Annotated in this window: 28 protein-coding genes; 12 read left to right on the top strand and 16 right to left on the bottom strand. The window is 45.8% G+C overall.

Features of this window, described 5'->3' with window-relative positions; all coding sequences use genetic code 11:
• Nucleotides 1-73: 73 nt before the first annotated feature.
• Entirely contained in the window at nt 74-1,075 is a 1,002-nt protein-coding gene (gene thiL / locus PLE7327_RS21705; RefSeq protein WP_015145909.1) for a thiamine-phosphate kinase, read from the bottom strand.
• A gap of 215 nt (nt 1,076-1,290) precedes the next feature.
• Between thiL and PLE7327_RS24570 the strand changes: the two genes are divergently transcribed.
• A complete protein-coding gene (locus PLE7327_RS24570) occupies nt 1,291-1,509 on the top strand; it encodes a hypothetical protein (RefSeq protein ID WP_015145908.1) in 219 nt (72 codons plus the stop codon).
• 37 nt (nt 1,510-1,546) lie between these two features.
• On the opposite strand, the gene PLE7327_RS21700 is transcribed toward PLE7327_RS24570, so the two are convergent.
• Nucleotides 1,547-2,689, bottom strand: a complete 1,143-nt coding sequence (locus PLE7327_RS21700; protein ID WP_015145907.1) for a peptidylprolyl isomerase — start codon at nt 2,687-2,689, stop codon at nt 1,547-1,549.
• 135 nt (nt 2,690-2,824) lie between these two features.
• Here PLE7327_RS21700 and PLE7327_RS21695 point away from each other — a divergent pair, with 135 nt between their 5' ends.
• The 3 genes from PLE7327_RS21695 (at nt 2,825) to accB (ending at nt 5,107) form a co-directional block, all read left to right on the top strand.
• Nucleotides 2,825-3,874, top strand: a complete 1,050-nt coding sequence (locus PLE7327_RS21695; RefSeq protein ID WP_015145906.1) for an aromatic ring-hydroxylating dioxygenase subunit alpha — start codon at nt 2,825-2,827, stop codon at nt 3,872-3,874.
• An 81-nt stretch (nt 3,875-3,955) separates the two neighbouring features.
• On the top strand, nt 3,956-4,513 hold the full coding sequence (gene efp, locus PLE7327_RS21690) for an elongation factor P (protein WP_015145905.1): 558 nt from the start codon (nt 3,956-3,958) through the stop codon (nt 4,511-4,513).
• Nucleotides 4,514-4,606: 93 nt separating this feature from the next.
• Entirely contained in the window at nt 4,607-5,107 is a 501-nt protein-coding gene (accB, locus tag PLE7327_RS21685; RefSeq protein ID WP_015145904.1) for an acetyl-CoA carboxylase biotin carboxyl carrier protein, read from the top strand.
• Between the two features lie 7 nt (nt 5,108-5,114).
• Here accB and PLE7327_RS21680 read toward each other — a convergent pair whose 3' ends face one another.
• The 3 genes from PLE7327_RS21680 to PLE7327_RS22940 form a co-directional block, all read right to left on the bottom strand.
• The gene (locus PLE7327_RS21680) at nt 5,115-5,747 is read right to left on the bottom strand and encodes a GerMN domain-containing protein (RefSeq protein WP_015145903.1); all 633 of its coding nucleotides are present in this window, start codon (nt 5,745-5,747) and stop codon (nt 5,115-5,117) included.
• Between the two features lie 222 nt (nt 5,748-5,969).
• Nucleotides 5,970-6,782, bottom strand: coding sequence for a DUF2993 domain-containing protein (locus PLE7327_RS21675; RefSeq protein ID WP_015145902.1), 813 nt, complete (start codon nt 6,780-6,782; stop codon nt 5,970-5,972).
• 228 nt (nt 6,783-7,010) lie between these two features.
• Nucleotides 7,011-7,763, bottom strand: a complete 753-nt coding sequence (locus PLE7327_RS22940; protein WP_015145901.1) for a hypothetical protein — start codon at nt 7,761-7,763, stop codon at nt 7,011-7,013.
• 463 nt (nt 7,764-8,226) lie between these two features.
• Here PLE7327_RS22940 and PLE7327_RS21665 point away from each other — a divergent pair, with 463 nt between their 5' ends.
• The 3 genes from PLE7327_RS21665 (at nt 8,227) to obgE (ending at nt 10,770) form a co-directional block, all read left to right on the top strand.
• Nucleotides 8,227-8,832 carry a L,D-transpeptidase gene (locus tag PLE7327_RS21665; protein ID WP_015145900.1) on the top strand — a complete coding sequence of 202 codons (606 nt, stop codon included), beginning with the start codon at nt 8,227-8,229 and terminating at the stop codon, nt 8,830-8,832.
• Between the two features lie 107 nt (nt 8,833-8,939).
• Nucleotides 8,940-9,641: a Mo-dependent nitrogenase C-terminal domain-containing protein gene (locus PLE7327_RS21660; RefSeq protein ID WP_015145899.1), complete on the top strand. Its 702-nt coding sequence runs from the start codon at nt 8,940-8,942 to the stop codon at nt 9,639-9,641.
• A 100-nt stretch (nt 9,642-9,741) separates the two neighbouring features.
• Entirely contained in the window at nt 9,742-10,770 is a 1,029-nt protein-coding gene (gene obgE, locus PLE7327_RS21655) for a GTPase ObgE (RefSeq protein ID WP_015145898.1), read from the top strand.
• Nucleotides 10,771-10,872: 102 nt separating this feature from the next.
• Here obgE and PLE7327_RS21650 read toward each other — a convergent pair whose 3' ends face one another.
• Nucleotides 10,873-11,793, bottom strand: a complete 921-nt coding sequence (locus PLE7327_RS21650) for an NAD(+) kinase (protein WP_015145897.1) — start codon at nt 11,791-11,793, stop codon at nt 10,873-10,875.
• A 50-nt stretch (nt 11,794-11,843) separates the two neighbouring features.
• The gene (gene yidD, locus PLE7327_RS21645) at nt 11,844-12,092 is read right to left on the bottom strand and encodes a membrane protein insertion efficiency factor YidD (RefSeq protein ID WP_015145896.1); all 249 of its coding nucleotides are present in this window, start codon (nt 12,090-12,092) and stop codon (nt 11,844-11,846) included.
• Between the two features lie 554 nt (nt 12,093-12,646).
• On the opposite strand from yidD, the gene PLE7327_RS21640 reads away from it, so the two are divergent.
• Nucleotides 12,647-13,465: a carbon-nitrogen hydrolase family protein gene (locus PLE7327_RS21640; protein WP_015145895.1), complete on the top strand. Its 819-nt coding sequence runs from the start codon at nt 12,647-12,649 to the stop codon at nt 13,463-13,465.
• Between the two features lie 21 nt (nt 13,466-13,486).
• Here PLE7327_RS21640 and PLE7327_RS21635 read toward each other — a convergent pair whose 3' ends face one another.
• The 5 genes from PLE7327_RS21635 to PLE7327_RS21615 form a co-directional block, all read right to left on the bottom strand.
• A complete protein-coding gene (locus tag PLE7327_RS21635) occupies nt 13,487-13,993 on the bottom strand; it encodes a M48 family metallopeptidase (RefSeq protein ID WP_015145894.1) in 507 nt (168 codons plus the stop codon).
• A gap of 242 nt (nt 13,994-14,235) precedes the next feature.
• Nucleotides 14,236-14,733 carry a hypothetical protein gene (locus tag PLE7327_RS21630; protein ID WP_015145893.1) on the bottom strand — a complete coding sequence of 166 codons (498 nt, stop codon included), beginning with the start codon at nt 14,731-14,733 and terminating at the stop codon, nt 14,236-14,238.
• 82 nt (nt 14,734-14,815) lie between these two features.
• A complete protein-coding gene (locus PLE7327_RS21625; protein ID WP_015145892.1) occupies nt 14,816-15,301 on the bottom strand; it encodes an allophycocyanin subunit alpha-B in 486 nt (161 codons plus the stop codon).
• 33 nt (nt 15,302-15,334) lie between these two features.
• Complete coding sequence (locus tag PLE7327_RS21620; protein WP_144266238.1) at nt 15,335-16,054, bottom strand: biotin/lipoate A/B protein ligase family protein; 720 nt, start codon at nt 16,052-16,054, stop codon at nt 15,335-15,337.
• A 257-nt stretch (nt 16,055-16,311) separates the two neighbouring features.
• Nucleotides 16,312-16,770, bottom strand: a complete 459-nt coding sequence (locus PLE7327_RS21615) for a YbjN domain-containing protein (RefSeq protein ID WP_041393730.1) — start codon at nt 16,768-16,770, stop codon at nt 16,312-16,314.
• 191 nt (nt 16,771-16,961) lie between these two features.
• Here PLE7327_RS21615 and PLE7327_RS21610 point away from each other — a divergent pair, with 191 nt between their 5' ends.
• On the top strand, nt 16,962-17,609 hold the full coding sequence (locus PLE7327_RS21610) for a TetR/AcrR family transcriptional regulator (RefSeq protein ID WP_041393728.1): 648 nt from the start codon (nt 16,962-16,964) through the stop codon (nt 17,607-17,609).
• A 92-nt stretch (nt 17,610-17,701) separates the two neighbouring features.
• Nucleotides 17,702-18,772, top strand: a complete 1,071-nt coding sequence (locus PLE7327_RS21605) for a PotD/PotF family extracellular solute-binding protein (RefSeq protein ID WP_015145888.1) — start codon at nt 17,702-17,704, stop codon at nt 18,770-18,772.
• 4 nt (nt 18,773-18,776) lie between these two features.
• Here PLE7327_RS21605 and PLE7327_RS21600 read toward each other — a convergent pair whose 3' ends face one another.
• Nucleotides 18,777-19,301 carry a hypothetical protein gene (locus PLE7327_RS21600; RefSeq protein WP_015145887.1) on the bottom strand — a complete coding sequence of 175 codons (525 nt, stop codon included), beginning with the start codon at nt 19,299-19,301 and terminating at the stop codon, nt 18,777-18,779.
• A 393-nt stretch (nt 19,302-19,694) separates the two neighbouring features.
• Entirely contained in the window at nt 19,695-20,858 is a 1,164-nt protein-coding gene (locus PLE7327_RS21595) for a Na/Pi symporter (protein WP_015145886.1), read from the bottom strand.
• A gap of 344 nt (nt 20,859-21,202) precedes the next feature.
• On the opposite strand from PLE7327_RS21595, the gene PLE7327_RS21590 reads away from it, so the two are divergent.
• Entirely contained in the window at nt 21,203-21,481 is a 279-nt protein-coding gene (locus tag PLE7327_RS21590) for a Mo-dependent nitrogenase C-terminal domain-containing protein (protein WP_217523268.1), read from the top strand.
• 7 nt (nt 21,482-21,488) lie between these two features.
• Here PLE7327_RS21590 and PLE7327_RS21585 read toward each other — a convergent pair whose 3' ends face one another.
• Nucleotides 21,489-21,959 (bottom strand): CRR6 family NdhI maturation factor, encoded by a 471-nt coding sequence (locus tag PLE7327_RS21585; RefSeq protein WP_015145884.1) that lies wholly within the window; start codon nt 21,957-21,959, stop codon nt 21,489-21,491.
• Between the two features lie 221 nt (nt 21,960-22,180).
• Here PLE7327_RS21585 and PLE7327_RS21580 point away from each other — a divergent pair, with 221 nt between their 5' ends.
• The gene (locus tag PLE7327_RS21580) at nt 22,181-22,663 is read left to right on the top strand and encodes an adenosine-specific kinase (protein ID WP_015145883.1); all 483 of its coding nucleotides are present in this window, start codon (nt 22,181-22,183) and stop codon (nt 22,661-22,663) included.
• Nucleotides 22,664-22,759: 96 nt separating this feature from the next.
• Here the strand turns inward: PLE7327_RS21580 and PLE7327_RS21575 are convergent, their stop codons facing one another.
• Complete coding sequence (locus tag PLE7327_RS21575; RefSeq protein WP_015145882.1) at nt 22,760-23,521, bottom strand: DUF561 domain-containing protein; 762 nt, start codon at nt 23,519-23,521, stop codon at nt 22,760-22,762.
• Between the last annotated feature and the right edge of the window lie 78 nt (nt 23,522-23,599).

Raw genomic sequence — 23,599 nt, 5'->3', positions numbered from 1 at the left:
TAAAAACTACGGAAGTTTTGCGCTGCTCGTCTTATTTGATAATTTCGATCGCTATTGCGAACTCCGAATTGTCTTAGAAATGCTGAAAGCCTTCTGATAAGGTTAGCTGTCGCGGGGCATAATTGCCACTGCGATCGATTAGCTCGACGGTTGGTTCGCCAGTAATCGTACCAATAATAGCTGCTCCCGTTCCCAAGCGGTTTACTAAGTCTTGAGCTGACTGGGGCGAAAGACACAAAACCAACTCAAAATCTTCTCCGCCATACAAGATCCATTCTAAAGCTTGCTCTGGCGAAACAAACTGGTGCAAAGCAGGTGAGATAGGAATTGCCTGCCGCTCGATGCGAGCGCCAACGCCACTGCAACGACAAATCTGCACGACTGCATCGGCTAACCCATCGCTACTGTCCATCCCGGCAACGGATCGATCTCCTACTACCACCCACAGATGGTCTAAAATGTCAAGTCTCGGTTGTGGCCGTTGGTGTGTCTTAATCAAGGTATTTTTGGCAATTTCTGCCAAATTTTGACCGCTTTCTGGATGTAGGAGTAATTCTAATCCCGCTCGCGAGCAACCGTGAAATCCTGTCGCCACGACCGCGTCGCCTGCTTTAGCATTAAAACGACGGATGACTCGCTGGGGTAAAACCCGACCAAAGGCGGTAATCGAGACGGTAATGACTGAAGAGCGGCAAATATCTCCTCCTACAATTGGGGTTTGATATCGTTGCAGGCAATCGTAGAGTCCATGATAGAGAGCTTCTACCCAGCTTATCGCAACCTCTCCTGGCAGACCCAAAGCCAGCGTAATTCCGATGGGAGAAGCCCCCATCGCTGCTAGGTCGGATAAATTAGCCGCTGCCGCACGCCAACCCACATCTTCTGGAGAAGTCGTGCGATCGCTAAAATGCACCCCATCCACCAGCATATCGGTCGTGACTACCACAGAGTAACCAGATTCTATCTCCAGTACCGCTGCATCGTCTCCCACCATATCGGGCGGACAAAAGTTTTGTAGCCTTTGCAAAAGCCCTTGTTCGCCAATATCTTTAACGGTTTTTGTGGGATGAGACACTCGATTTATTGTTTCTTATAGAGATCCAAACTAGGTTATTCGGCGTATACCGCCCTAGCAATCGTGACAAAAGTCATAGTTGGGATATGACATTTAGTCAATGCGGGCGAGTGTTTCACTCGGATAAGCTACGGGTATAGTCTGCCTAAATAATTGGCTTTCTCCGTAGCTAGTACGATTAGAAATCTTAACTATGAAAAAAAAGGAGGGATGAAATGTCTATACCAGTATTGACCATAGCAGTTTTACTTGACAAGATGAGCCAACTGGATCGGTTTGCAGTCGTCTCCAATAACAGCTTATTTACATCTGTGTTCGCGAGCGCGATCGCATTTCTGATTCCGTTTGCATGGCTATGCGTGATGGCAGCGATTGTCAACCCTTTTACTCGGCATAGCTCTGCGCGGTCGAGCGAGTGCATGGAGGAAAAATAGGAGTTGCCTATTCTTCCTAATTTCCACTCCCCAACCTTTAACTCGCTTGTGGTTGCACCAAATTGTCTAGTCCATCTACCACTTTAGCGGCAATAATCTTGTCTTTGTCGGTCAGTTGTTCGAGAACTTCTTTGCCTTCGACCACATAGCCGAATACTGAGTAGCGCCCATCCATCAGGTTAAAGCCAGGAGGCGTTAATTCATTGTCGAATTTAAAGAAAAAGAACTGAGAAGAACCGCCATTGGGATCGTCACTCGGACGAGCCAGAGCAACTGCTCCATAGGCATTAAAAGGAAGCGCTAGATTGGGAAGATAAATTCCCGCATCTTCTAAAGTAATGCCATAAATAGGCTCTTTTTCTCCTTTAACTAAAACTTCTAGCGGAATGGCTCGATATTGCTTCGTTTTTGGATCGATAAAACCGGCTTCGGGACCGGGAGGATCGCCCGTTTGCACGACAAAGTCATCTTCCAAAGACATGAAAGGCAAGCCATCATAAAATCCCCGATTCACCAGATCGACGAAGTTTCCACCGTTGACAGGGGCGCTATAACCGTCAACGACGATCGTCAGGAGTCCTTTAGTCGTCTCCATTTCTACTGTGGCACGACCCTTAAGCTGAGGCAAGTTAGCGTATTTGGCAGGCACCTCAAAGGGAAACCCTTGTACCATCAACTCTTCTAATTTTCCAATCTGGGCGAGTAATTCTCGTCGCTTGCTCCAAACTTGGTTTTTATCTTGGGCTTTGACTGCATCTTGCAGTTGAGAGATATCCTCTTTCATCTGCGCGATCGCAGCTTCGGCTCTAGGTTTGCGATCGTCGGGAACGCTAGCTAATAAATCGCTCTCTTTGGAAGATAAGATTTTGGCAGCAACTTTTACATCTTTCTCAATCGGTCCCCAACGTTTTCCTCGCAAATGATTGGAAATATCTTCGATCGCGTCTTGGAGTTGCCGAACTGCTTGGTTGTCGATCGGCAAAGAATATCGCAAAATTGCGTAAGGGTCGGTAATCGCATTTCCTTGCGCTAAAGCAGCAATTAGTACCGAGTTAGCAGGTTCCCAATTCCATCCGGCTCCGCTTAAACTAACTGACAGGCTAACCAAAAGTAGAGCAACTAGACTGGTCTTCAACAAATGTCGGCACCAACGCAACCAGAGAATTTTTATTGGTTTCATTTATCTTAATAGTTACATAAACTACCACACCGCTCCAAAGATACTTTGTAGGGTTTTAGCTCTCTCTTGTCAATACCCAATCCAACCTCTAACTTCGCGCGATCTGCGCGATCGCGCTCTTTAATTCTGGTGAGAATGGATAAGTCAAATTTTTTCTTACGTAACATTTGGTATTATGCCCTTCCCAGCGATCGGCTCAAACCCGGTCGGATAGTTGCTAAGACTTTACTAAACGAACCTATTCTGTTTGGACGTACTAATATGGGTCAGGTTTTTGCTCTGCGCGATATCTGCCCTCACAGAGCCGTTCCCCTCAGTTGCGGACGGTTCGACGGAAAAGAGGTGGAGTGCGCCTATCATGGTTGGCGTTTTGACGCTAGCGGACAATGTAGTGCCATTCCCTCTCTGACTGACGACCAAAAGCTTAATTTGAGTCGCTTTCATGTCAAACAATATCCAGTGCGCGAAATTCAGGGCAACATCTGGATTTATATGTCACGCGGCAATCGCGCCGCTGTAAGCGAGCCAGAAATCGAGATTCCGCAGGTTCCCGAATTTGGCGATCGCTTCTACCAGGCAATGGAAGTACAGCGTTTCCCCTGCTTTGTCGATCGTGCCGTTGTCGGCTTAATGGATCCAGCCCACGTACCGTTTGTCCATCGCGCTTGGTGGTGGCGTAGCGATGCAGTTCTGTCCGAGGAAGTAAAAGCCTTCTCTCCTTCTCCCTACGGTTTCACCATGAAGCGACATCGACTGGAACGCTCGACCTTTTTCTATAATCTCATCGGCAAAAATCCAGAAGTAGCAATTTCCTTTCGGCTACCTGGCATTCGCATCGAACAAGTCATTACTGAAAATAATACTGTTTGCAATTTAACCGCCATTACTCCGATTACTGAAACAGAGACAGAAGTGACAACGATATTTTATACGACCCTACCTTGGTTTGCCCTACTAAAACCGCTCTTGTTGCCATTTATTCGAGCGTTTTTAAATCAGGATCGACAGATGGTTATCAAACAGCAGATCGGCTTGCAGTACGACCCGCCCTTGATGTTGATAGAAGATGCCGACGTGCAAGCCCGTTGGTACTATCAGCTCAAAGCAGAATTTGCTCGCGCTATCTCTGAAGGTCGTCCCTTTAGCAATCCAGTTAAAGAACGGGTACTGCGCTGGCGCAGTTGAGAGCGCAAATTTTCTAGCCTAACCATCTCCCATTCTCTAGTAAAATAAAATGTCGATATTTTTAGGCTTTAAAAGCACTTCATGATTTCGAGCAACGATTTTCGCAGTGGTGTAACTATCGAATTAGACGGATCTGTCTGGCGAGTTGTAGAATTTCTTCACGTCAAACCGGGTAAAGGCTCTGCCTTCGTGCGTACCAAACTCAAAAACGTACAGACTGGGAACGTGGTCGAGCGGACTTTCCGAGCAGGCGAGACCGTTCCACAAGCAACTATAGAAAAGCGGACAATGCAGCATACCTATAAAGAAGCCGATCAATACGTCTTTATGGATATGGAAACGTTTGAAGAGGCTCATCTGAGACCAGAGCAACTTGGCGATCGCACTAAGTTTCTTAAAGAAGGGATGGAAGTCAATATCTTACTCTGGAACGGGCAAGTATTGGAAGTCGAACTTCCTACTTCAGTCATCCTCGAAGTAATCGAAACCGATCCGGGCGTGAAAGGGGATACGGCTACTGGTGGCTCAAAACCCGCGATCGTCGAGACGGGCGCTCAGGTAATGGTTCCCTTGTTTATTTCTGTCGGCGAACGGATTAAGGTAGATACCCGCGATGGTTCCTATCTGGGTAGAGAGTGAACGAGCGAACGCTTGGCTTTATCGTTTGTTAGTTGTCGTCGAGTTCTTACTGCGGACAACTAACGCCTAATTGTTATATGGGATGCACGATTTGTGTCAATAAATTTCAACGAACTTCGGGAGTTGTTAAGGGCGATCGCTCAAACCGATATTACCGAGTTAACGCTAAAAAGCGAAGATTTTGAACTAACGGTACGCAAGAGCGCTCCAGTCATACCAACTCAAACTGTAGCAGCTACCGTAGGAGCGGCACCGCCGAGTGGCGTTTCCCCAGTTTCTCAACCGCCCACAGCGCCTGTCGCTCCTGTCAGCGAACCCCAAGAGGTTTCTGCACCTTCCCCCGCAGACGCAAAATGGGTAGCAATTACTTCTCCTATGGTGGGCACCTTTTATCGAGCATCTGCCCCTGACGAACCGCCGTTTGTAGAAGCGGGCGATCGCATCCGTCAGGGACAAACGGTCTGTATCATCGAGGCCATGAAGCTCATGAACGAAATTGAAGCAGAAGTTTCGGGACAAATAATGGAGATCGTCGTGGCTAACGGCGAACCCGTAGAATACGGTCAAACTCTAATGTGGCTCAATCCCGATTGAGTCGTTCCTAAAGCTCGAAATCCGTTTCAAAAATTTTACGAGTCATGGGTTGTTCTACCATCAATCCTTCTCCTTCACCCAACAGTTCGAGCGGTTTTCCTTCCACATCAATCCAAACCTGAGTGTTGGGGTCTACACTCGTTGCCGTATATACAATCTGCCCTAAGCGCCCCATCATCGAAGCACTGCCGCCACCCGTCGTAAATTCTTGAGATAAGTTAAGATGAACGCCATCTTTTTCTACAGTCAAATCTAGCAATTTCGTGCCTTCAGGAATTGCCGTAGTCTCAGATGACTTTTTAGGTCCAGCTAATAATTCCTTAAAAGCCGTTTCCAGCCTTTCCTGCTCGCTTGCAGATTTTTGAACGGCTACTTTGGTCGGCAGCAACTTCAAGCGTCCCCCACTATCGGCGAGCCAATAAACTTGCGCTCCCTCTTCTTGGACTAGAGATTGGTCTGGCGGAGCGGTCGTCGGTTCGGATTGGGTTACCGTTGGTTCGGAGGGTGTTTTTAAGGCAGTGAGAGTCCGATAAGCCAACCAAGAGGCTCCGCCACCGATAGCTAGTGCTGCTATGGTAATTCCTGCGATAACTCCCAGAGATAATCGATTGTTTTTAGGTTTTTTGGGTCGATCTTGCATAGAACTCCTCTTTGATACAGCTAGACTAAACTCATTGACCCTATATATCCAGTCTACTGTTCCTGTCTATCTTTCATCGGCTGGCAACTGGGAAATGGGGAGTGTTGGGAAATAAGGGAGACTGGGGGATGGGGAGAAAACTAACCATTAACCACTCACTATTAACTCTCACCAATCCAAAATCCACAATCTAAACTTCAAAATCAAATAACTGGTCTCTGTTTATGGCTCCACCTGGATAAATGCTGCAATATGCATTTCCTCGTCTGTGACGTTCAAGTGTAACACTCTAGCAGTGATTCCCCTGTTTTCTAATCGACGCAAATCTAATTCTTCGCTCAATCCTTCAGCCAATCCTCTCAAGAGTCTAGTCGATAAACGTCTGCCGTTAACCATTCCTTTGGGATCGTTCAGTTGTAGCGATCGCCCTGCTACCACATTTAGTCCTACCTCTAGCTTAATTTCGACTGGCTCTGGTGGCTCCGAGACATCTTTGTGCGTCTGGGATTGCTGCAATTGCAGCCTTAAGCCAAGGCGATTGCTCCCCAAAAAGTCTGCTCTCGCTTTTAATATTTTAAAAGATGATGCCGAAGCTTCACTAGCCTCTTCCACAAAGCTATTAATTACCCCTTCCAGTCGAGATTTGATGTTGGGAGATTCTAAAGCTTGGTTGAGATCGCTTTCGCTAATGGCGAGCCGAACCGCTCCTCGGAAGGGTTGGCGCAGTGCTTGCGGCAGTGCCTTTTCTCCTTCATTCTGGAGGCGTTGTAGATCTACATTGATGGGGTCGGTTTCTAGTTCTGCAACTGCAATTCTGAGATCCCGAATCGGTCGAACGCCTCGACTAGCAATGCGAACGCGATCGACTTTCCCTTGCAGCACTTGATAGCCAGGCGTGCTATCGATGCGAACATCTAACTGCTCGACATCCTCGACTTGAGAACGCAAGGTGTTTTCAACTACGCTGTCAATAATTAAGCCAGCCGGAGAAATCGCAGCCAGTAAGCTAGAAAGTATTATTGTTATCAATTCCATGCTAGTCGTCCCTGAAAACCCTAGATTTAGGTTTGAGTTTGAAGGAGAGGAGATTCACCAGATTTTATCGACTTTGGTTCTTTTTCCGGCAATTTTACCTTAGTTTCTGCTCCTCAAATTCTTTACTCTTAAATCATTTAAATCCTTCTCCAGGGACGACTATAGATTTTTTCTTTTTGCAAACTAGATTGGCGTATCCTTCCCTTATCCAAAGGCAAACGGTTGAATTTACCACATTCCTCTAACGGGTTCTTCAGTTTGTTCTGGCGTTTGAGTCTCTTGCATTTCAGTATCTACGTCATCAGTGGTGGTCTCGTCGGTCGTACTGGGAGTTGTGGTAGTACCAGGAGTGGTGGTCTCGTCGGTCGTACTGGGAGTTGTGGTAGTACCAGGAGTAGTGGTCTCGTCGGTCGTACTGGGAGTGGTCGTACTAGGAGTGGTCGTATCGGGAGTGGTTGTCGTTCCCCCCGTTTGACTTGTCATAGAACTAGCTGGTGCCACGATTTGGTTGTTAACAACATATACCTCAGAGCCTTGTGTTAGATTCATGGTTCCCATGTCGGCTCGCGAGACTTCGATTTCTCTGGTTTCTCCGTTTTCTAGCTCGATCTCAGCCGTCGATCCCATCATATTCGCAATCGTACCTCTATTGGCTACTCCAACAATTCGTTCATTACGTATCAGCACGTAATCATTGGTTTTGAGTCTCGCTTGTCCGAGATCGGGATTCGCATTCGAGACTTGAAGGGTTTGAGTCGTGCCATCTTCTAGCGCGACAACAACTGTAGAGGTAGAGGTAGTGCTAGAAACGCTCCTAATGCGACCTATCTGTTGTTCTTGTTGCTGCATCATTCTTCGTTGGGTTGGCTGCTGACTCTGCCGAGGGGAGTACTGAGCACTGGCTGGAGCAATAGCAACCGCACACAAGAATAGAGAAAGCGTAGTTGAGGCGATCGCTTTTAGGTTTTTATAAATAGCCATTGTCTTCTCCAAACTTTTTTAGTTAAGTTTCTTGTTTTATATTCGGCTGGAGATTCTTCTATGACCTCTATCTATCGTTAGAGAAACTAAGTTTGAAAAATATTAGGCAGTTAAGTTTCTTTAAACTTGCATCTTGCAGTAGTTGCATTAACCGCCGAGGAATAAATTAAGCGTCTCATATACTGAGATCTTGCACCATTCTCAACAACTGCTGTTGTCATTAATTTCCTGTCCGAGCGAAAAAGTCTTCTAAAGAAGACCTAATAGGAATTTCAGTCGATTTTAATCGAGTTGAGCTTTGAGCCTAGAACTTTAGTTCTAGGCGTTGATGCCAAAGGTACAAGATCTGAGTTTAAACCAAGTCCGGACTAAAGACTGAAAATATTCCGAAAGAAGGAAAACTTTTCCGAAATAGCGGGCAAAATTTAAGAAGAAATATAAATAAGGCGCAACTACAAAAGAAATGTTCCTCACCACCAAATTTCTTTACCCAATTTTGGGGCTGCTCTGCGTCGGAACGGCGATTCCTTTATTAGATGCCCAACAGCAGGCGTCTGCCTCTGAAATCACGAACGCGCCCGTATCCAGGAATATTAACGCTCTAGCGACGACTTCTAACCTTCTTAGCGACCCTTTTACCAATCCTTTTCATCCTTTTACTAATCCTTTTATTCATCCCCTCGACACTCGTTTAGTTCTTAAATTGCGAGAGCGTCGGGTTTATCTTTATCAAGGCGACGAGATCCAGGAAAGTTATCCAGTTGCTGTTGGCAAAAAAGGGTGGGAAACCCCCACAGGGAATTTTCAGGTCATTCAAAAGGTAGAAAATCCTGCTTGGGAGCATCCGTGGAATGGAAAGATCGTTCCGCCAGGGCCGAACAATCCTTTAGGAGAAAGATGGATCGGTTTTTGGACGGACGGAAAAAATTTTATTGGTTTTCACGGCACGCCTGCCGAACACCTGATAGGACGAGCAGTTTCTCACGGCTGCGTTCGCATGAGAAATCGAGACATTATCGCTTTATTCGCTCTGGTACAAATCGGAACGCCCGTAATTGTAGAGCCATAGCTCGGAGTATGGAAAACCCTAATCGAGCCTCACTGCGCGCAACGCAAAGCTAAGGATAAAATCGAAATCGGAGGAATCCATACTGTCAACTATTTTTATTATTTGTCATGATTAATGTTACTCGATCGCCTTATACCAACGAACAAATCGCCGCATGGCTAAGAGGTTTGCTAACCATCGCCTGGACGGACGGGCACTACGATCGAGAAGAACAAGAGTTGATTGCTGAGCTGACAAAAGAATTAGCTTTTTCTGATGCTGATGGATCGGTTTTGTACAAATCTATCGAGCCAAAAGAATTAGCCGAAATTTTAGGAGGAGACGAAACAATTGCAGAAAACTTTTTAAGAACGGCCGTTCTCGTCGCCATAGCCGATGGAGTTTATTCGACCTCTGAAGCCGAACTATTACATCAATTTAGCGATGCGTTCGGACTCAAAGTCAAAGCCTTACAAGCTCTGGAGCACACGGTTTGCAAGCCCGTCGAAACTTCGGCTTCAGCGACGGATGAGCAATTGGCTTCTGCTTTAGTCAGTCCTCCCCATCCTCATCCCGACGTGCTACATCCCATTAAGGACTGGCTTGACGGGATGGAAATTCACGATCCTCGGTTAGCTCGCTTTATCTGTAAGATGGTTCCGCCTCAATGTCCGTTCGAGCGAGATATCACGCTATTTGGTCGCAAAATCGTCCATATTCCCCCGCTTTGCAAGCTCAATCCCCTCTACGAACAGTTGGTCGGTTTGCGATTCCGCGCCTTGTCCTACCTGGCGGATGAATGTAAAGAAGATGTTTCAGAATATATCTAGACTTGTGAGTAGTTATTATTAGTTGTTGGTTATGGGGGATGCAAAGACGACTAATAACTAATAACTAATTCACTAATAGAACTAACCTCTAACGACTGATATGCAATTTATCGATCTAGCAGAAATTGAAGTAGAAGCTGGGAAAGGTGGTGACGGCATCGTTGCCTTTCGCCGAGAAAAGTACGTACCAGCAGGAGGACCATCTGGAGGCAATGGGGGGCGCGGCGGTTCGGTTATTTTGGTGGCAACCGATCGCCTGCAAACGCTGCTAGATTTTAAGTATGCCAGCCACTTTAGAGCAGAAAATGGTAAGCGTGGCGGTCCTAATAATTGTACGGGAGCAGACGGACGCGATCGCATTATTGAAGTTCCCTGCGGCACGGTTGTCTACGATGCCGATACCGACGAACTGCTGGTCGATTTGGTCGAGAACGGACAACAGTTCTGTGCTGCCAAAGGTGGCAAAGGTGGGTTGGGCAATAGGCATTTTTTGAGCAATCAAAATCGCGCTCCCGAATATGCTTTACCCGGACTACCAGGAGAGCGCAGGCGGTTGCGTCTGGAGCTGAAATTATTGGCAGAGGTCGGCATTATCGGCGTGCCCAATGCGGGAAAGTCTACCCTCATTGCTGCCCTTTCTTCAGCGCATCCAAAAATTGCCGATTATCCTTTTACTACCCTCGTCCCCAATTTGGGAGTGGTGCGCAAACCAACCGGAGACGGTACTGTCTTTGCCGATATTCCGGGGCTAATTGCTGGCGCCCATGAGGGCGTGGGTTTGGGTCACGAGTTTCTGCGCCATATCGAGCGCACGCGTCTGCTGTTGCATTTGGTCGATTTGACGGCTGCCGATCCCATTGCTGACTACCAAACCATTCAACAGGAGTTAGAAGCTTACGGACGGGGGTTAGTCAATCGTCCTCAGATTATCGCCCTCAACAAAGCGGATGCGATTGACGAGGAGATAGCAAATACTGTCAAAGGTCAACTGACTCGGTTAACTTCAGATCCCATTTTGATTATCTCAGCCGCAGCTCGCATCGGACTCGATGCGCTGTTGAATGCAGTCTGGGCAGGTTTGGAGAAGGATTCGGAATTAGTACATTATTTAGTACATTTGGATGGGTAATTATATAATATCAAATCCGGTTAGACAACCACCAGGTATATACAATTCCAACATTAACCGAATTGATATTATCCCAATATCTAATCGACTGCGATCGCACTGCTAATTCCGATGATTGTTGCTATAGCGGATTCTTGCGCCTGCCCATTGCAACTTTTCCCGTAGGGTTTGATAGAAAGAATAACTTTCTCGCAGGACAATAAACTTAGCAAATCGTTTTGCCATGCTGACGTTAACCCACTGTCCAGGCCAAATTGAGGTTGCTAGCGTTCCATCAGTCCAGAGTTTGGTATTGAGTTCGTAATCTCCTAAGGGCCAAATACTGACGACAGAACCAGCCGGAATAACGATAGGACGGCTAGAGAGGCTCAGAGGACAGATGGGAGTAACCGCGATCGCACTCATACCGGGATGGATAATGGGACCGTTAGCAGAAGCCGTATAACAAGTAGAACCCGTGGGGGTTGAGACTAATAACCCGTCCCCTTGATATTGATCTACGATTTCTCCATCGACTTCCATCTCTAAAATTGAGGTGGGCATGCGATCGATACTGGCGGGTTTGACGCACATTTCGTTGAGGCAAAAAAAGCGATCGCTTACGGGCTGAGGAGCGATCCGACTTCCTTCAAACAGACGCGCCTCCAACATCATTCGTTCCTGCACGGCATAGCGATCCGATTCTAGGCGTTCCCAAATTTGCTCGGTGTCTTGAAATTCTTCAAAAGGTTCTGTCAGAAATCCCAGATGTCCTCCCACGTTGACTGCCAAAATCGGGATACCTTCTTGGGCGAGATGTCGTGCTGCTGTCAGTACCGTCCCATCTCCTCCTAATACGAGTGCCAGATCGATTTTAGAAGTGGCAGAGGCGAGAAAAACTGGATAGGGATTGTCCTTAAATCCGCTAGGTCCCATCAAAACTTTACAGTGACGGGTTTCTAGCTGTCGAGCACATTTTTCTGCCCAAGCTTGGCTTTGGGGATCCCCGGCTTTATGGGCAATAATGACCTGTTTAAGCTCCACGATCGCTGTTCTCAACTGCTCTCTAGTTTAGCGAGAAATCTCATCCTCTCTCAAGGGCAGCGACATGATTTTGGTTTCTTGAGCGGTAGGGGTGGAACGGGATCGTAACCGCCGGGATGCAGGGGATGACAGCGCAGGATGCGTTTAATCGCTAGCCAGCTACCATGCAATGCTCCAAATCTTTCCACGGCTTCTAGGGCATATTGAGAGCAAGTGGGATGAAAGCGACAAGTCGGAGGAAAGAGGGGGGAAATAAAGAGTCTGTAAGCTTTAATCAGCCATACGACCGGGATTTTCATAGATAATTATCATAAAAAGAACTCTCTATAAATATGCTATTGGATTTTAGAGGGCGATCGCTTTAATCCCATCTAGTTCGATGAAAAGCGTTGATATTGGAATCGATAGTCAAATAATTTCAGTAAGGAATCTGGGGTTTTTGGTAAAGTCCTAACTGCGACCAAGTTAATATCTCGCAAAATTTCTCAGAAGAACCAAAATTTGATTAGTTTAATTGAGAAGCGATCGCAAAGTCTATCGCTGCTTCTCCATAGTTAAGAAGATTGACAAGTAAATTTACCTTTTGTTCTGGGTTATCTCAAATCGGTTTGTATCGGAATTATACTTAGTGCGAGCATCTTGCTCGCACTACTATGTATATACAATTCCAACGTTAACGGAATTGATATTAGCAGTCAGGGAGATTTAGTGTGACTCGATTTCACCAAGAAATCAATTTCTTGTCTCCCAAATATCAAGTCCTATAAGACTTACATCCTATCAATAGCATCAAAAGCGATAAAATAAAGCAATTATAGCTAATTATTTCAAAATAAGATTCCTGGCTAAACTAATGATGTCCTATCTCGCTGCTGCGCTCCAAATGACTAGCACGCCTGACTTAGAAAAAAATCTAGTTCAGGCTGAAGAATTAATAGAATTGGCAGTCGGTCAGGGAGCAGAATTAATCGGGTTGCCGGAAAATTTTGCTTTTTTGGGTAGAGAAGAAGAGAAACTCGCTCAAGCTGAAACGATTGCCCTCAAAGCTGAAAAATTTCTGAAAACGATGGCGCAACGGTTTCAAGTCACAATTTTAGGCGGGGGATTTCCCGTGCCTGTCGAGAACAATCCTAATAAAGCTTATAATACTGCATTGCTAGTCGATCCGAGCGGAATAGAAGTCTCTCGCTATGAGAAAGTTCACCTGTTTGACGTAAATGTCCCCGACGGAAACACTTATCGAGAGTCTAGTACCGTTATGGCGGGTAATGCCTTACCGCCTATCTATTCTTCTGATAAGCTAGGCAAGATAGGACTTTCTATCTGCTACGACGTTCGCTTCCCAGAACTTTATCGCCATCTCTCGCTCAAAGGAGCCGAGATTCTCTTCATTCCCGCCGCTTTTACTGCTTTTACAGGAAAAGATCACTGGAAAGTGCTTCTGCAAGCGAGAGCGATCGAAAATACCTGCTACGTCATCGCACCTGCACAAACGGGAAATCACTACGAAAGGCGCTATTCTCACGGTCATGCCACGATCGTCGATCCTTGGGGGGTGATTTTAGCAGATGCCGGAGAGGAACCCGGCATAGCGATCGCAGAAATTAATCCCATTCGCCTCGAACAAGTCCGCCGACAAATGCCATCGCTGCAACATCGCGTATTTGCTTAAGCAAACGTTTTCGAGTGCCGATTACTTTTGATTTTTGGGTTGGGTTTGTTGACTTCCCTGGGCGACTTGCTCTTTAAGCTGTTTCAGCACGCTTTGAATTTCTTGCTGTTCGGGATATAATTTTGTCAATTTCTCTAATGGTGCGATCGCTCCTTTAGGATCGTTCATCCGAATCCGCGCCTTGGCCAATCCTTCTAAACCAATTGGGTTATTAGGATCTAACTTTACCAATTTCTCTAATGGCGCGATCGCTCCTTTAGGATCGTTCATCTGAAGTCGCGTTTCTGCTAATCCTTGAAGCGCTATTTGGTTATCGGGTTCGCGTTTGAGGACGGCTTCATATCCTTGTGCTTGCTCTTGCAATTGTTTTTGAAATGACTGTGCATCTATAGTCGCTACATTGTTTGACGGTTGGGGAGAATCGCTAAACAAACCAGCAATGGGAAATATCATCGTTGCCAGAAAAGCACTACTCGCTACGATTATCAGTATTCGCTGTATGGGTTTTTTGTCCGAGTTTTCAGGCATAGCAATTCAGTTATTCGATTTTAGATTTTGGATTTTGGATTGGTCATTGGTCATTGGGATTGGGAGAAAGGGGAAAGGGGAAAGGGCAAAGGACATTTTCATTTTTCCCCTTTTCCCTTGTCCCTAAAAAAATTCGTCATTGGTCATTGGTGTAGTTAATTGTCTCCCCATCTTCCCGTCTCCTCACACACTTCCCACACTTCCCAGTCTCCCTTATCCTCCTTGTCTCCCCTGCCCTTCATCTACTGTCCTAACTGCATAAAGGCTAACACGCCGCTAGCGAATCCACCGAGACAGATTAAGGTCAGGATAATAAATGTTTGCCAGCTATTGTAACCTGCCGCCTGAAATTCCAATCGTCCTAAAAGAGCGGCGCATACCAAGACCAAAATTCTGGCAAAGTAATTAATCCAGCGAATGATAAATACTACAGCAAACGCCCATCCTAGAATGGAAATCCAAGCTCTAGTTTCTGATTTGAGCCAACTGCCGAAAAAGATAGTTGCCAGGGCAATGGGAGCCGTAAAAGCGATCGCGATTAATAAAATTAGAGCGGCACCTAAGAGATCGATAATTATATGGACAGATTTATCGTCTATAATCCAACCTAAGGCTCTTCCTTGTGCGACTATCCCTTCGCTCCAAACAAGACTCGATTGAGCGACAACCCAGCCAAAAACCCCATAGGTTAGGATTAGTAGACAAGAAGAAAGCCAAGGGAATTTTTTGGTGCCAGACATATTAATGCTGAATTTTAAAAGTTTGAAGTCTGAAAAGCATGACATTCTTTCAGACTTCAAGCTTCTGGTTTTCAATGCTCGATTAAGACATTGCCTGGATAATGTAATCGAAGTAGGGGGCAGCCTCCATGGCATCTTCCTTGTTCAGCAGCCCTAAAGCAGCATCTTTAAGGCAACGAATGGCTTCAACCATACCGGGAACGGGAACGTTGAGGGAATTATACATTTCTTTAACTCCGATTAAACCAATTTTGTCGATTGGTTCGACACTTCCTGCCAGGATGCCATAGGTCACTAGACGCAAATACCAGCTATAGTCGCGCAGGCATTGATTGTACTGGCGCTGACCGTAGGCATTTCCTCCTGGCGCCCTGAAATCAGGGCGTTTTCTGAATAATTGGCTTTGGGCGCGATCGACAATTTTTTTATCGTTTTCTGCGAGAGTTTGGGCGATGCGCATGCGCTGCTCACCAGTTTTTAAAAATTTTTGGATCCCCTGAAGTTCTCCACTACTGGGATATCGGAGTTCGTCGTCGGCTTTGAGAATGACTTGGCTAACTACACTCATGATATCAACACAAATCTATTAACATAATGTAGTTTATCCTGAGTTGAGTGTCGGATGTCGCGCTCGATCGCTGACATTGGCGCAATAAATTTCTTGAAGTTCTATTTCGGATAAAGGTTGGGTGACTAACTCAATGCCAAAACACTGACTGGCTGCTTCTGTGAGGGCTTGCACGACGACTTTTTGGCTCGCGCGAGTTTCTGTCAGTTGAATTGGTAAATTTACGGGTTCGGGGGCAGAGTCGCCAAAGACTTGCCTAAAGAGCTGGCGATTGGGGTTTAATAAAATAGAACCGTGTTGTAGGATGGCATTTCCTTGTCGCAGTTGGGCGCTACCAATTAGTTTGCGTCCGTCTGGGGCGACCAAATCGGCATTAGTAGCCGTGCCAAAACAGTTGGGATTGTGAATGTATCCGCGTCCGGCACTGCCATAGCGTAGCTCGATCCCAAGCGATCGCCATCCATGAACGAGAAATTCACAAATCTTTTGATAAACTTCTGTCCGCCTGCCAGGAATACTCGACGCGACGACCATATAGGTCAGATCGCCTTGATGCAGAACTGCCCGCCCTCCCGTCGGGCGACGCACCAAATCGATCGGCTTTCCTTGCCAGGTTAATTCGCGCCAATGTTCGGGGTAATGATGTTGATGATAGCCAACAGAAATCGCTGCGGGCGACCAAGTATAAAATCGCAAGGTAGGGGGATGCTTGCCTTGTCGGTGCTGTTGTAGCAGCCAGCGATCTATCGCCATCTGTATTTCACCAGATGCTTCGAGTAGGGGAATCAAGCGCCAATAGGATTTTGGATTGCGGTCGCCGTTGTGCTGGAAGTGCAAGGTACTCCGCCGTCTCACGGCGAAGCCTGCTTGCACTTCGTCAATTCCAGCGGCGTGCGGCGACTGCGTTCCACAGATTTTGGATTTTGGATTGGGGATTAGGTAACTTTCTCCCCACTCCTCTTTGTCTCCCCGTCTCAGAAGTCTCCCCAACTCCCCTACCCTCTAACATATTAAGCTGTTCCAAAGGCTTTTTTGAGGGATTCGTCATTATCGTCGGCGATAGTAGCAACGAGGGTAATTGCCCTGGAAATTTCTTCCGGGGAAAGGTCGGCAACGGCGCGCTGAGAGAGAACGACGACGCGGTCGCCACTAATGCCAAAACGAGTTTCCAAGGTTTCTGACCAGTTCATCTCTAGCAGTTTGCGCATCAGTCCAGCTTCGTCCCGAATTGGGAATTTGAGCACGGGCGACCATACGGTGAGCAAATCTTCGTCGCTTTCTCCCGTTAGCTGGACGAAAACTTCTACGCTACCGTATTGGAATTTCCATAGATAGCCTGAATCGGTCTGGACGACCATAGCGCTGTTATTTTGTTCTAAGCTAGAGATAACTGTCTCTATGACTTCTTTGTGGCTGCTAGTTCGTTCGATGAATTCGTCCGTCATGGTTTCAAGTTCGCGATCGCTCATCGATCTATTTGGACTGTCGGCTGCTAGAGTTTCTGGATTGGGATTGGACATAGCTATCTCCGAATTCGGTTTTTCAACGACACAACTTAATCCTTAATAAAGATTAATATCAATAATGAAGTTTCATAGTAGACAATAACTCTACGATGTTAAGGGCAATCTGTCTCTCGCTCCTAAATCCTATTATGATTATGCAAAGTTTTCGCCAGCAACTGTCGGCAGAAGCAATCAACAATTCAAGTTTTCAAGAAGATGACACTCGCACTCGCATTCTTCAGGCTGCTTTGCGTCTATTTGCTGCTAAAGGATATGAAGGAACGACGACGAAGGATTTAGCCTCAGCTGCTAATGTCGCCGAAGGAACTATATTTCGCCATTTTGCCAATAAAAAAGCCATTCTTATCGAAGTGGCGACTTCTGGCTGGATAGATATTTTAACGGATCTGCTAACGGAACTCAGCGAGATGGGAAGTTATAAGGCGGTTGCTCAAGTAATGCGGCGGCGAATGATGCGACTGCAAGACAATAGCGATCTATTGCGCGTGTGTTTTATTGAGGCACAGTATCATCGGGAGTTACGAGAACGCATTCAATCAGAAGTTATCGCCAAAATGACAGACGTTGCCGAAGCTTTCTTTCAGACGGCGATGGATAAGGGGATTTATCGCCCGATGAACCCCAAAATTGTCGCTCAAGTCTTTTTAGGGATGTTTGCGATCGCGGGGTTTTCTAATGACACTATCATGGAACCCAAAGCTTCTCCTAAAGCCCTGCAAGAAATGGCAGAAGGCATCGCAGATATTTTTCTCAACGGAGTCCTTGCACAAGAAAAAGAATAATTACCCGCACCCGCTATTAAAGCGCATCGAGTTGTTTTATGGTAATCTAACCCCCATGTTCTTCTAACGGTTGAGTTTCCAAAGCAAAAGCGATGAAAAAAGCGCTGATTCTTCTAATTTTATTCGTATTTGGTCTGACATTATCAATAGGCTGTAGCAGCATCGATCGGAACAATAAGGCAAAGGAGCAGGCTCTCAATATTTATAACTGGACGGACTATCTAGCTCCAGATGCGATCGCGCAATTTGAGAAACAGTATAGCGCCAAAATCAACTATGATGTCTTTGATAATAACGAAGCCCTCTATTCCAAGCTCAAGGCGGGCAATCCAGGCTATGATGTGGTTTTCCCCAGCGATTACATGGTCGCAATTTTAATTGCCGATGGCTTGTTAGAAAAACTTAACAAAGACAAGCTTCCCAATCTTGCCAATATTGAGAAAAAATTTCTCGATCCCCCCTTCGATCCGGGCAACCAATACTCAATTCCTTACCATTGGGGAACGATGGGAATTGGCTATAACATCAAGGCTACCGGAGGCAAGATTGACAGTTGGGGAGCGATGTTTGACTCCAAGTATAAAGGAAGGGTAGCTTGGCTAGACGATATGCGTCCTACTCTGGCTGCTGCCTTGATTTATTTGGGTTACGACCCCAACACTACCAAACCAGAAGAAATTGCCAAGGCAAAAGACCTACTCGTCAAGCACAAGGATATGGTTGTCGCTTTCGGTCCGGGTACGTGTAGAGATTTGCTCAACCAAGGAGAGGCAGATGTTGCTTCCGATTGGAATGGAGACACGGCTAAGGTTGCCGCAGAAAATCCAAATTTGCGCTATGCGGTTCCCAAAGAAGGAACGATTTTATGGGCTGATGCCCTCGCAATTCCTAAAGGTGCTCCTCACAGAGAATTGGCGGAAAAATTCCTTAATTTTATGCTAGAACCAGAAGTCGCAGCGAAAAATGCCGACTATGCTAAGTTTGCAACGGCGAATAAAATAGCCTTGACCAAAGGGTTAGTAGATAAAAATAACCTCAAGAATCCTGCCATTTATCCCCCTTTGGATTCTCTAAAAAATTTGCAATACATTAAAGATGTTGGAGAGGCAACAAAATTTTATGACCAAGCCTGGACAGAATTTAAAGCTGCGATCGGACAATAGTTTTCTAGCGATCGAACTTTTCATTCGTGTCCGTGTCGAATCTGAAACTTTCTTGAGAACACCCTTCAACGGTAAGCCGATAAGTTTTGCCAACTGAGACTAAACCGCCTACAAAAATATTCACCTGATAGGGTTGCTCGTTGCGACGAGGAGTAGCTGAAATGGTCAAAGGTTGACCTGCAGATAAAACCACTTTTTGGTCGTAGAATTTATCTGTGGTATTGTTACTGTACTTCAGATACATTTTGATCGAGTATTCGCCATCATGTTCTGGCGTTAGCGTGGCAACGTAGTTATCGTAATCCGCGCGAGCATCGACTGCAAAATCTGTATTCCAATTATTGTTAAAAAGAGGAACGCTAGGTGGCGAAACTGTCTTTGAGAGTTCTTCTCCCGAACCGCCGATAACTTGTAAGGGGAAACAGGCTAGTTGTTGTTCTGGTTCTTGGGCTGATAAGTCGCGAACGCTTAAAGATAAGCTCGATATTGCTAGCAATGTCGTTCCCAAAAATAGCTTAGGTAACTTCATCGAGATCTGGCGATTCTAACCGATAATAAATGACATATTACTATAAAGAGTCGTATTTCGCGATCGCTTTGTTCCCAGCTATCCAATATTGCCTTCCTAAACTACTACCAAAATATCGACATTCTCTTCTTAAAGTTCTTCAAAAATTTCTATTGTCTCGTCGGCTTTTTCGCTGTTTCTAACCCTCAATTTTTCAAACTTTTGCGATTGCTAGGGTCGCGATCGGTCGCAGTTTTAAGAGAAAGTCTGAAAGTCACAAATATCATGCTGAACGAAGCGATTAGCTAGCGCTTGCATCTCTAAGCTAGATTCTTTGTTCCGCTACGCTCCACTCAGAATGACAAAGAATACTTGTCAGACATCCTCTAATATTATGAGGATCGATCGCTACTACTAAAGAAGACGCGATCGCATTGACGTTACTCCCAATAAAATTGCGGGAATCAAGAAAAAGACGCTGAAAATATAAGCAAAAGCAATATACTTTCTTTGGCTGGCAATTTGAGCTAAGGTTTGGGCAGCCAAGATAGGTAGATTTCTTAAGAAAGGAATGCCATAGATCAGCGTTACTCCAGTGACATTAAAAAGCAGGTGAACCATGGCAATTTCAAGAGCAGCTAGATGGTTATCTACTACCGCAGTGGCTGCGATTAAGGCAGTCACGCAAGTGCCGATATTCGCGCCCAAAGTAAAAGGATAGACTTCTTCTAGGGCGAGCAAACCCGTTCCTACTAGCGGGACAATCAGACTGGTCGTCGTTGAGGAGGATTGAACTAAAATAGTGACGAGCATTCCCGACAAAATTCCCATCGCAGAACCTCGACCGATCGCGCTTCGCAACAGGATCTTTGCCTGTCCGACGATAGCAAGTCTCAGTAACTTGCCCATGTAGAGGATCGAGACAAAAATCAGTACCAAAGCGATCGCCATGAGAGCAAGACCGTCAAACGGATGGGGAAAAACCTCTGTTGCTGCTTTCAAGAGGTTCGCGACAGGGGCAGTTGCGACTTGAATGACATCAAAGCCATCGAGACTGGTAGAGAAACTATTAACCAATAAATTGGCAAAAAATGAGGCATACTTTTCTAAAAAATGAGTTGCAATCTCCAGTGGCAAAAAAATCAGAACACAGGTTAGATTAAAAAAATCGTGAATGGTAGCCGCAGCGAAAGCACTTTTGAACTCTTCTTGGTTGCGGATATGTCCTAAACTGACAAGAGTATTGGTAATCGTCGTTCCAATATTGGCGCCCATCACCATCGGAACCGCAACCGTTACGGGCAGCCCTCCCGCGACTAACCCGACAATGACAGAGGTTACTGTACTAGAGGATTGGATTAAGGCAGTCGTTAGAGTACCGACAATTAAACCAGCTAGGGGATTGGTGGCAAACTGAAACAATTCTTGAGCGCGATCGCCCGCAACCGATTTGAAGCCGTAGCTAATTATCCCTACCGCAACAATGAGCAAGTAAACGAGGACAACGATCCCTATCCACAAGTAAGCAGAAGTCTTTTCTTGACTTGAAGGCTCGATTTCTTCCGTTACGTTATCCATAGAATTTACGATAGCAATTTTAATGGCTAGGCATTATTAATACAGACGGATATTTGGGAATTATGAAAACTAGCTAGAGATCTTAAAGCCTATCGATTGGATGAATGACAATCTGCGCAAGTCTGCCAGGAACTGAAGTTCCTGGCTCATATAAGCGGACTGATGCTAGCACGCCCAGAAGATGAAAGTGCTTCCTTGATGAAATCTTTATACAAAAAGCAAAACTCTTATCCGTTTCTTTAACCAAAGCTAAACCAATCTACATATGTTGGGAACTGAGGGCAGCAATTACAGCTCAAAAATCACGTAGCTGTTCCTGGTTGACAACGATGATTCAAAGCAGGATGCGATCCAATTCAAAAATCGCTCAACTAATTTGCCACTGGTTAGAAGCCTTGCGCTATTGGCTTGATACTATTGAGATTCAAAATCGCAATTTTGCTCGATTTCTTTGTCGAGTCATTCCGGTTCAATGTCCCTTTGAACGAGATCTTATCTTCTTTGGTCGCAAGGTAGCCCATATCCCACCGCTATGCAAACTCAATCCTTTCTACGAACAATTGGTGAGACTTCGTTTTCGTGCTGCCTGTTACTTGGTCGAAGAGTGTGGAGAAAGTATTTGAACCTTCTCTAAAGCAATTTAAGAAAGGATTCATCTAACTCGTATCCAAACATTTGCGCCATTGACTGAAGGCGAGACTGACTGGGAATTCCCTGCTGTTTGAGCCAGTCTGCTAGAATGAAAACCTTGTGCATGACAAAAATTTCTAGTGCTTCCGGGTTATACCGGATGCCTTCGCTACGGTTAAATTGATGGGGAACCAGCATTGCCGCGTAACGGGCTAATTCTCCCGCTTTCCAGTCGAGTAGAAAAGGCATCCAAGGATAAGCGGCATCTAAACGCACGAACCATAATCGGATTTCTGGAATTTCCGAGAGTTCTCTCGGATCGGCGGGATCGCGAGGATAATTAAAATCAAAGCTAATTTGTTGTTCGCTAGTAGCGATCGCGCCCTGTTTGAAAAGGCGATTGACGACTTCTCTGACTGGAGATAGATCCAACCCGTGCAAACATTCTCGATCCAAGGTAATTCTCATCATGCTTTGCCGTTGAATTCCTTGTTATTATTATGCTTTATCGTTTGCTGTCAGATCTTATCAACAAGATATCATTTCCTACGCCAAAATTTTTTTACCTACTCCTAAAAAATCTATGGGATTTATTGAAAATCTTCAAGATTCAATCTATTGTCACTCGCTTTTACGCTACTAAAGCTGTCGCGCTGATAAATTTATAAGTTAGGTAGAAAGAGGAGATAGCGATGGAACTGAAATCTGTGCCGCTAGAAATTCCCCAAGGATGCAATCTCATTCTCGGTCAAAGCCACTTCATCAAAACAGTAGAAGACTTGTATGAAGTAATGGTGGGAACGTCGGGACAAGTGAAATTTGGGCTAGCATTCTGCGAAGCATCGGGACAATGTTTGATTCGCGTAGCAGGAAACGAGGAAAAATTACAAGAAGTAGCGATAAAAAATGCTCAGGCGATCGCAGCGGGACATAGTTTTATCATTTTACTCAAAGACGCTTTTCCCATCAATTTTCTCAATAGCATCAAACAATGCCAGGAAGTCTGCACGATTTACTGTGCCACTGCTAATCCCGTACGGGTTATCGTTGCCGAAACCGAACAAGGACGGGGAATCCTTGGGGTTGTGGATGGTTTTTCGCCCAAGGGAGTCGAAAGCGATGAAGATATAAAAGTCCGTCAGGAATTTTTACGAACGATTGGATACAAATTATAAAGTTCGTTAGGAGTTTTTACGAACGATTGGGGACAAATATAAAATATCGGTGGCAAGATTGCCTCGCCACCATCCAATATCCGTTATTATTTGGATTTAACTATAAGTATAAGCGCGATCGCCAGCAAAGCTAACGGTTTCTAGCGCTTCTACCAAGCTCCGAACGGCAGCTACCATGGCTACTTCGTCGTTGAGTTGGTTGATTGCGGAACCCACGCCAACGCCGGAAGCGCCAGCTGCGATCGCCATGGGAACGGTGACGCTAGATAGCCCAGAAGCGCAGAGTACGGGAGTAGATACGGTGCGAGAAATGCTGTAAGCAGCCGCTAAGGTAGGAGTCGCTTTTTCAATTGCGCCTAAAATTCCGGCATGAACGGGATGACTGCTGGTTCCGCCTTCGGTTTGAATGATGTCTGCCCCGGCTTCAACGAGGGCTTCTGCCAGTCGAACTTGCTCGTCGAGGGATAGGATATGGGGAACGGTAACCGAAAGAGTGACCTCCGGTAGGAGCGATCGCGTCCTTTGAGTTAGGGCTAAAACTTCGGGGGCTTCAAAACGCCGCCCTTGGGCATAAAAACTGTCAAAGTTACCGATTTCAATGAGGTCGGCACCGGCTTCCACCGCGCCCGCCAACAATTCCGGTTCTACTGCCGAAACGCAAATCGGTAGATTTACCAGCTGACGGACGTAGCGAATTAAATCTGGATCGGCGGCAATATCGACAAAAGTCGCTCCGCCGGCTTGAGCTGCTTTGACGACGGCTGCTACTCGCTCGCGATCGAAATTATTCAAGCCGCTAATGATTTTGAGGGCTTTCCGATCCGCAAATGCTTTCTGTAATTGAGCGTCGATGGTCATAGTTCTTCGATAGAATCCCAATTAGGATAATTTTGACAAAACAATTGGCACTTCGCAATCGATCGATAGTTAATTGCG

This window comes from Pleurocapsa sp. PCC 7327 (assembly GCF_000317025.1).
Classification (GTDB): Bacteria; Cyanobacteriota; Cyanobacteriia; order Cyanobacteriales; family Microcystaceae; genus Hydrococcus.
The sequence above is the reverse complement of the archived record's forward strand: the minus strand, read 5'-3'. Positions and strand labels throughout refer to the sequence as shown.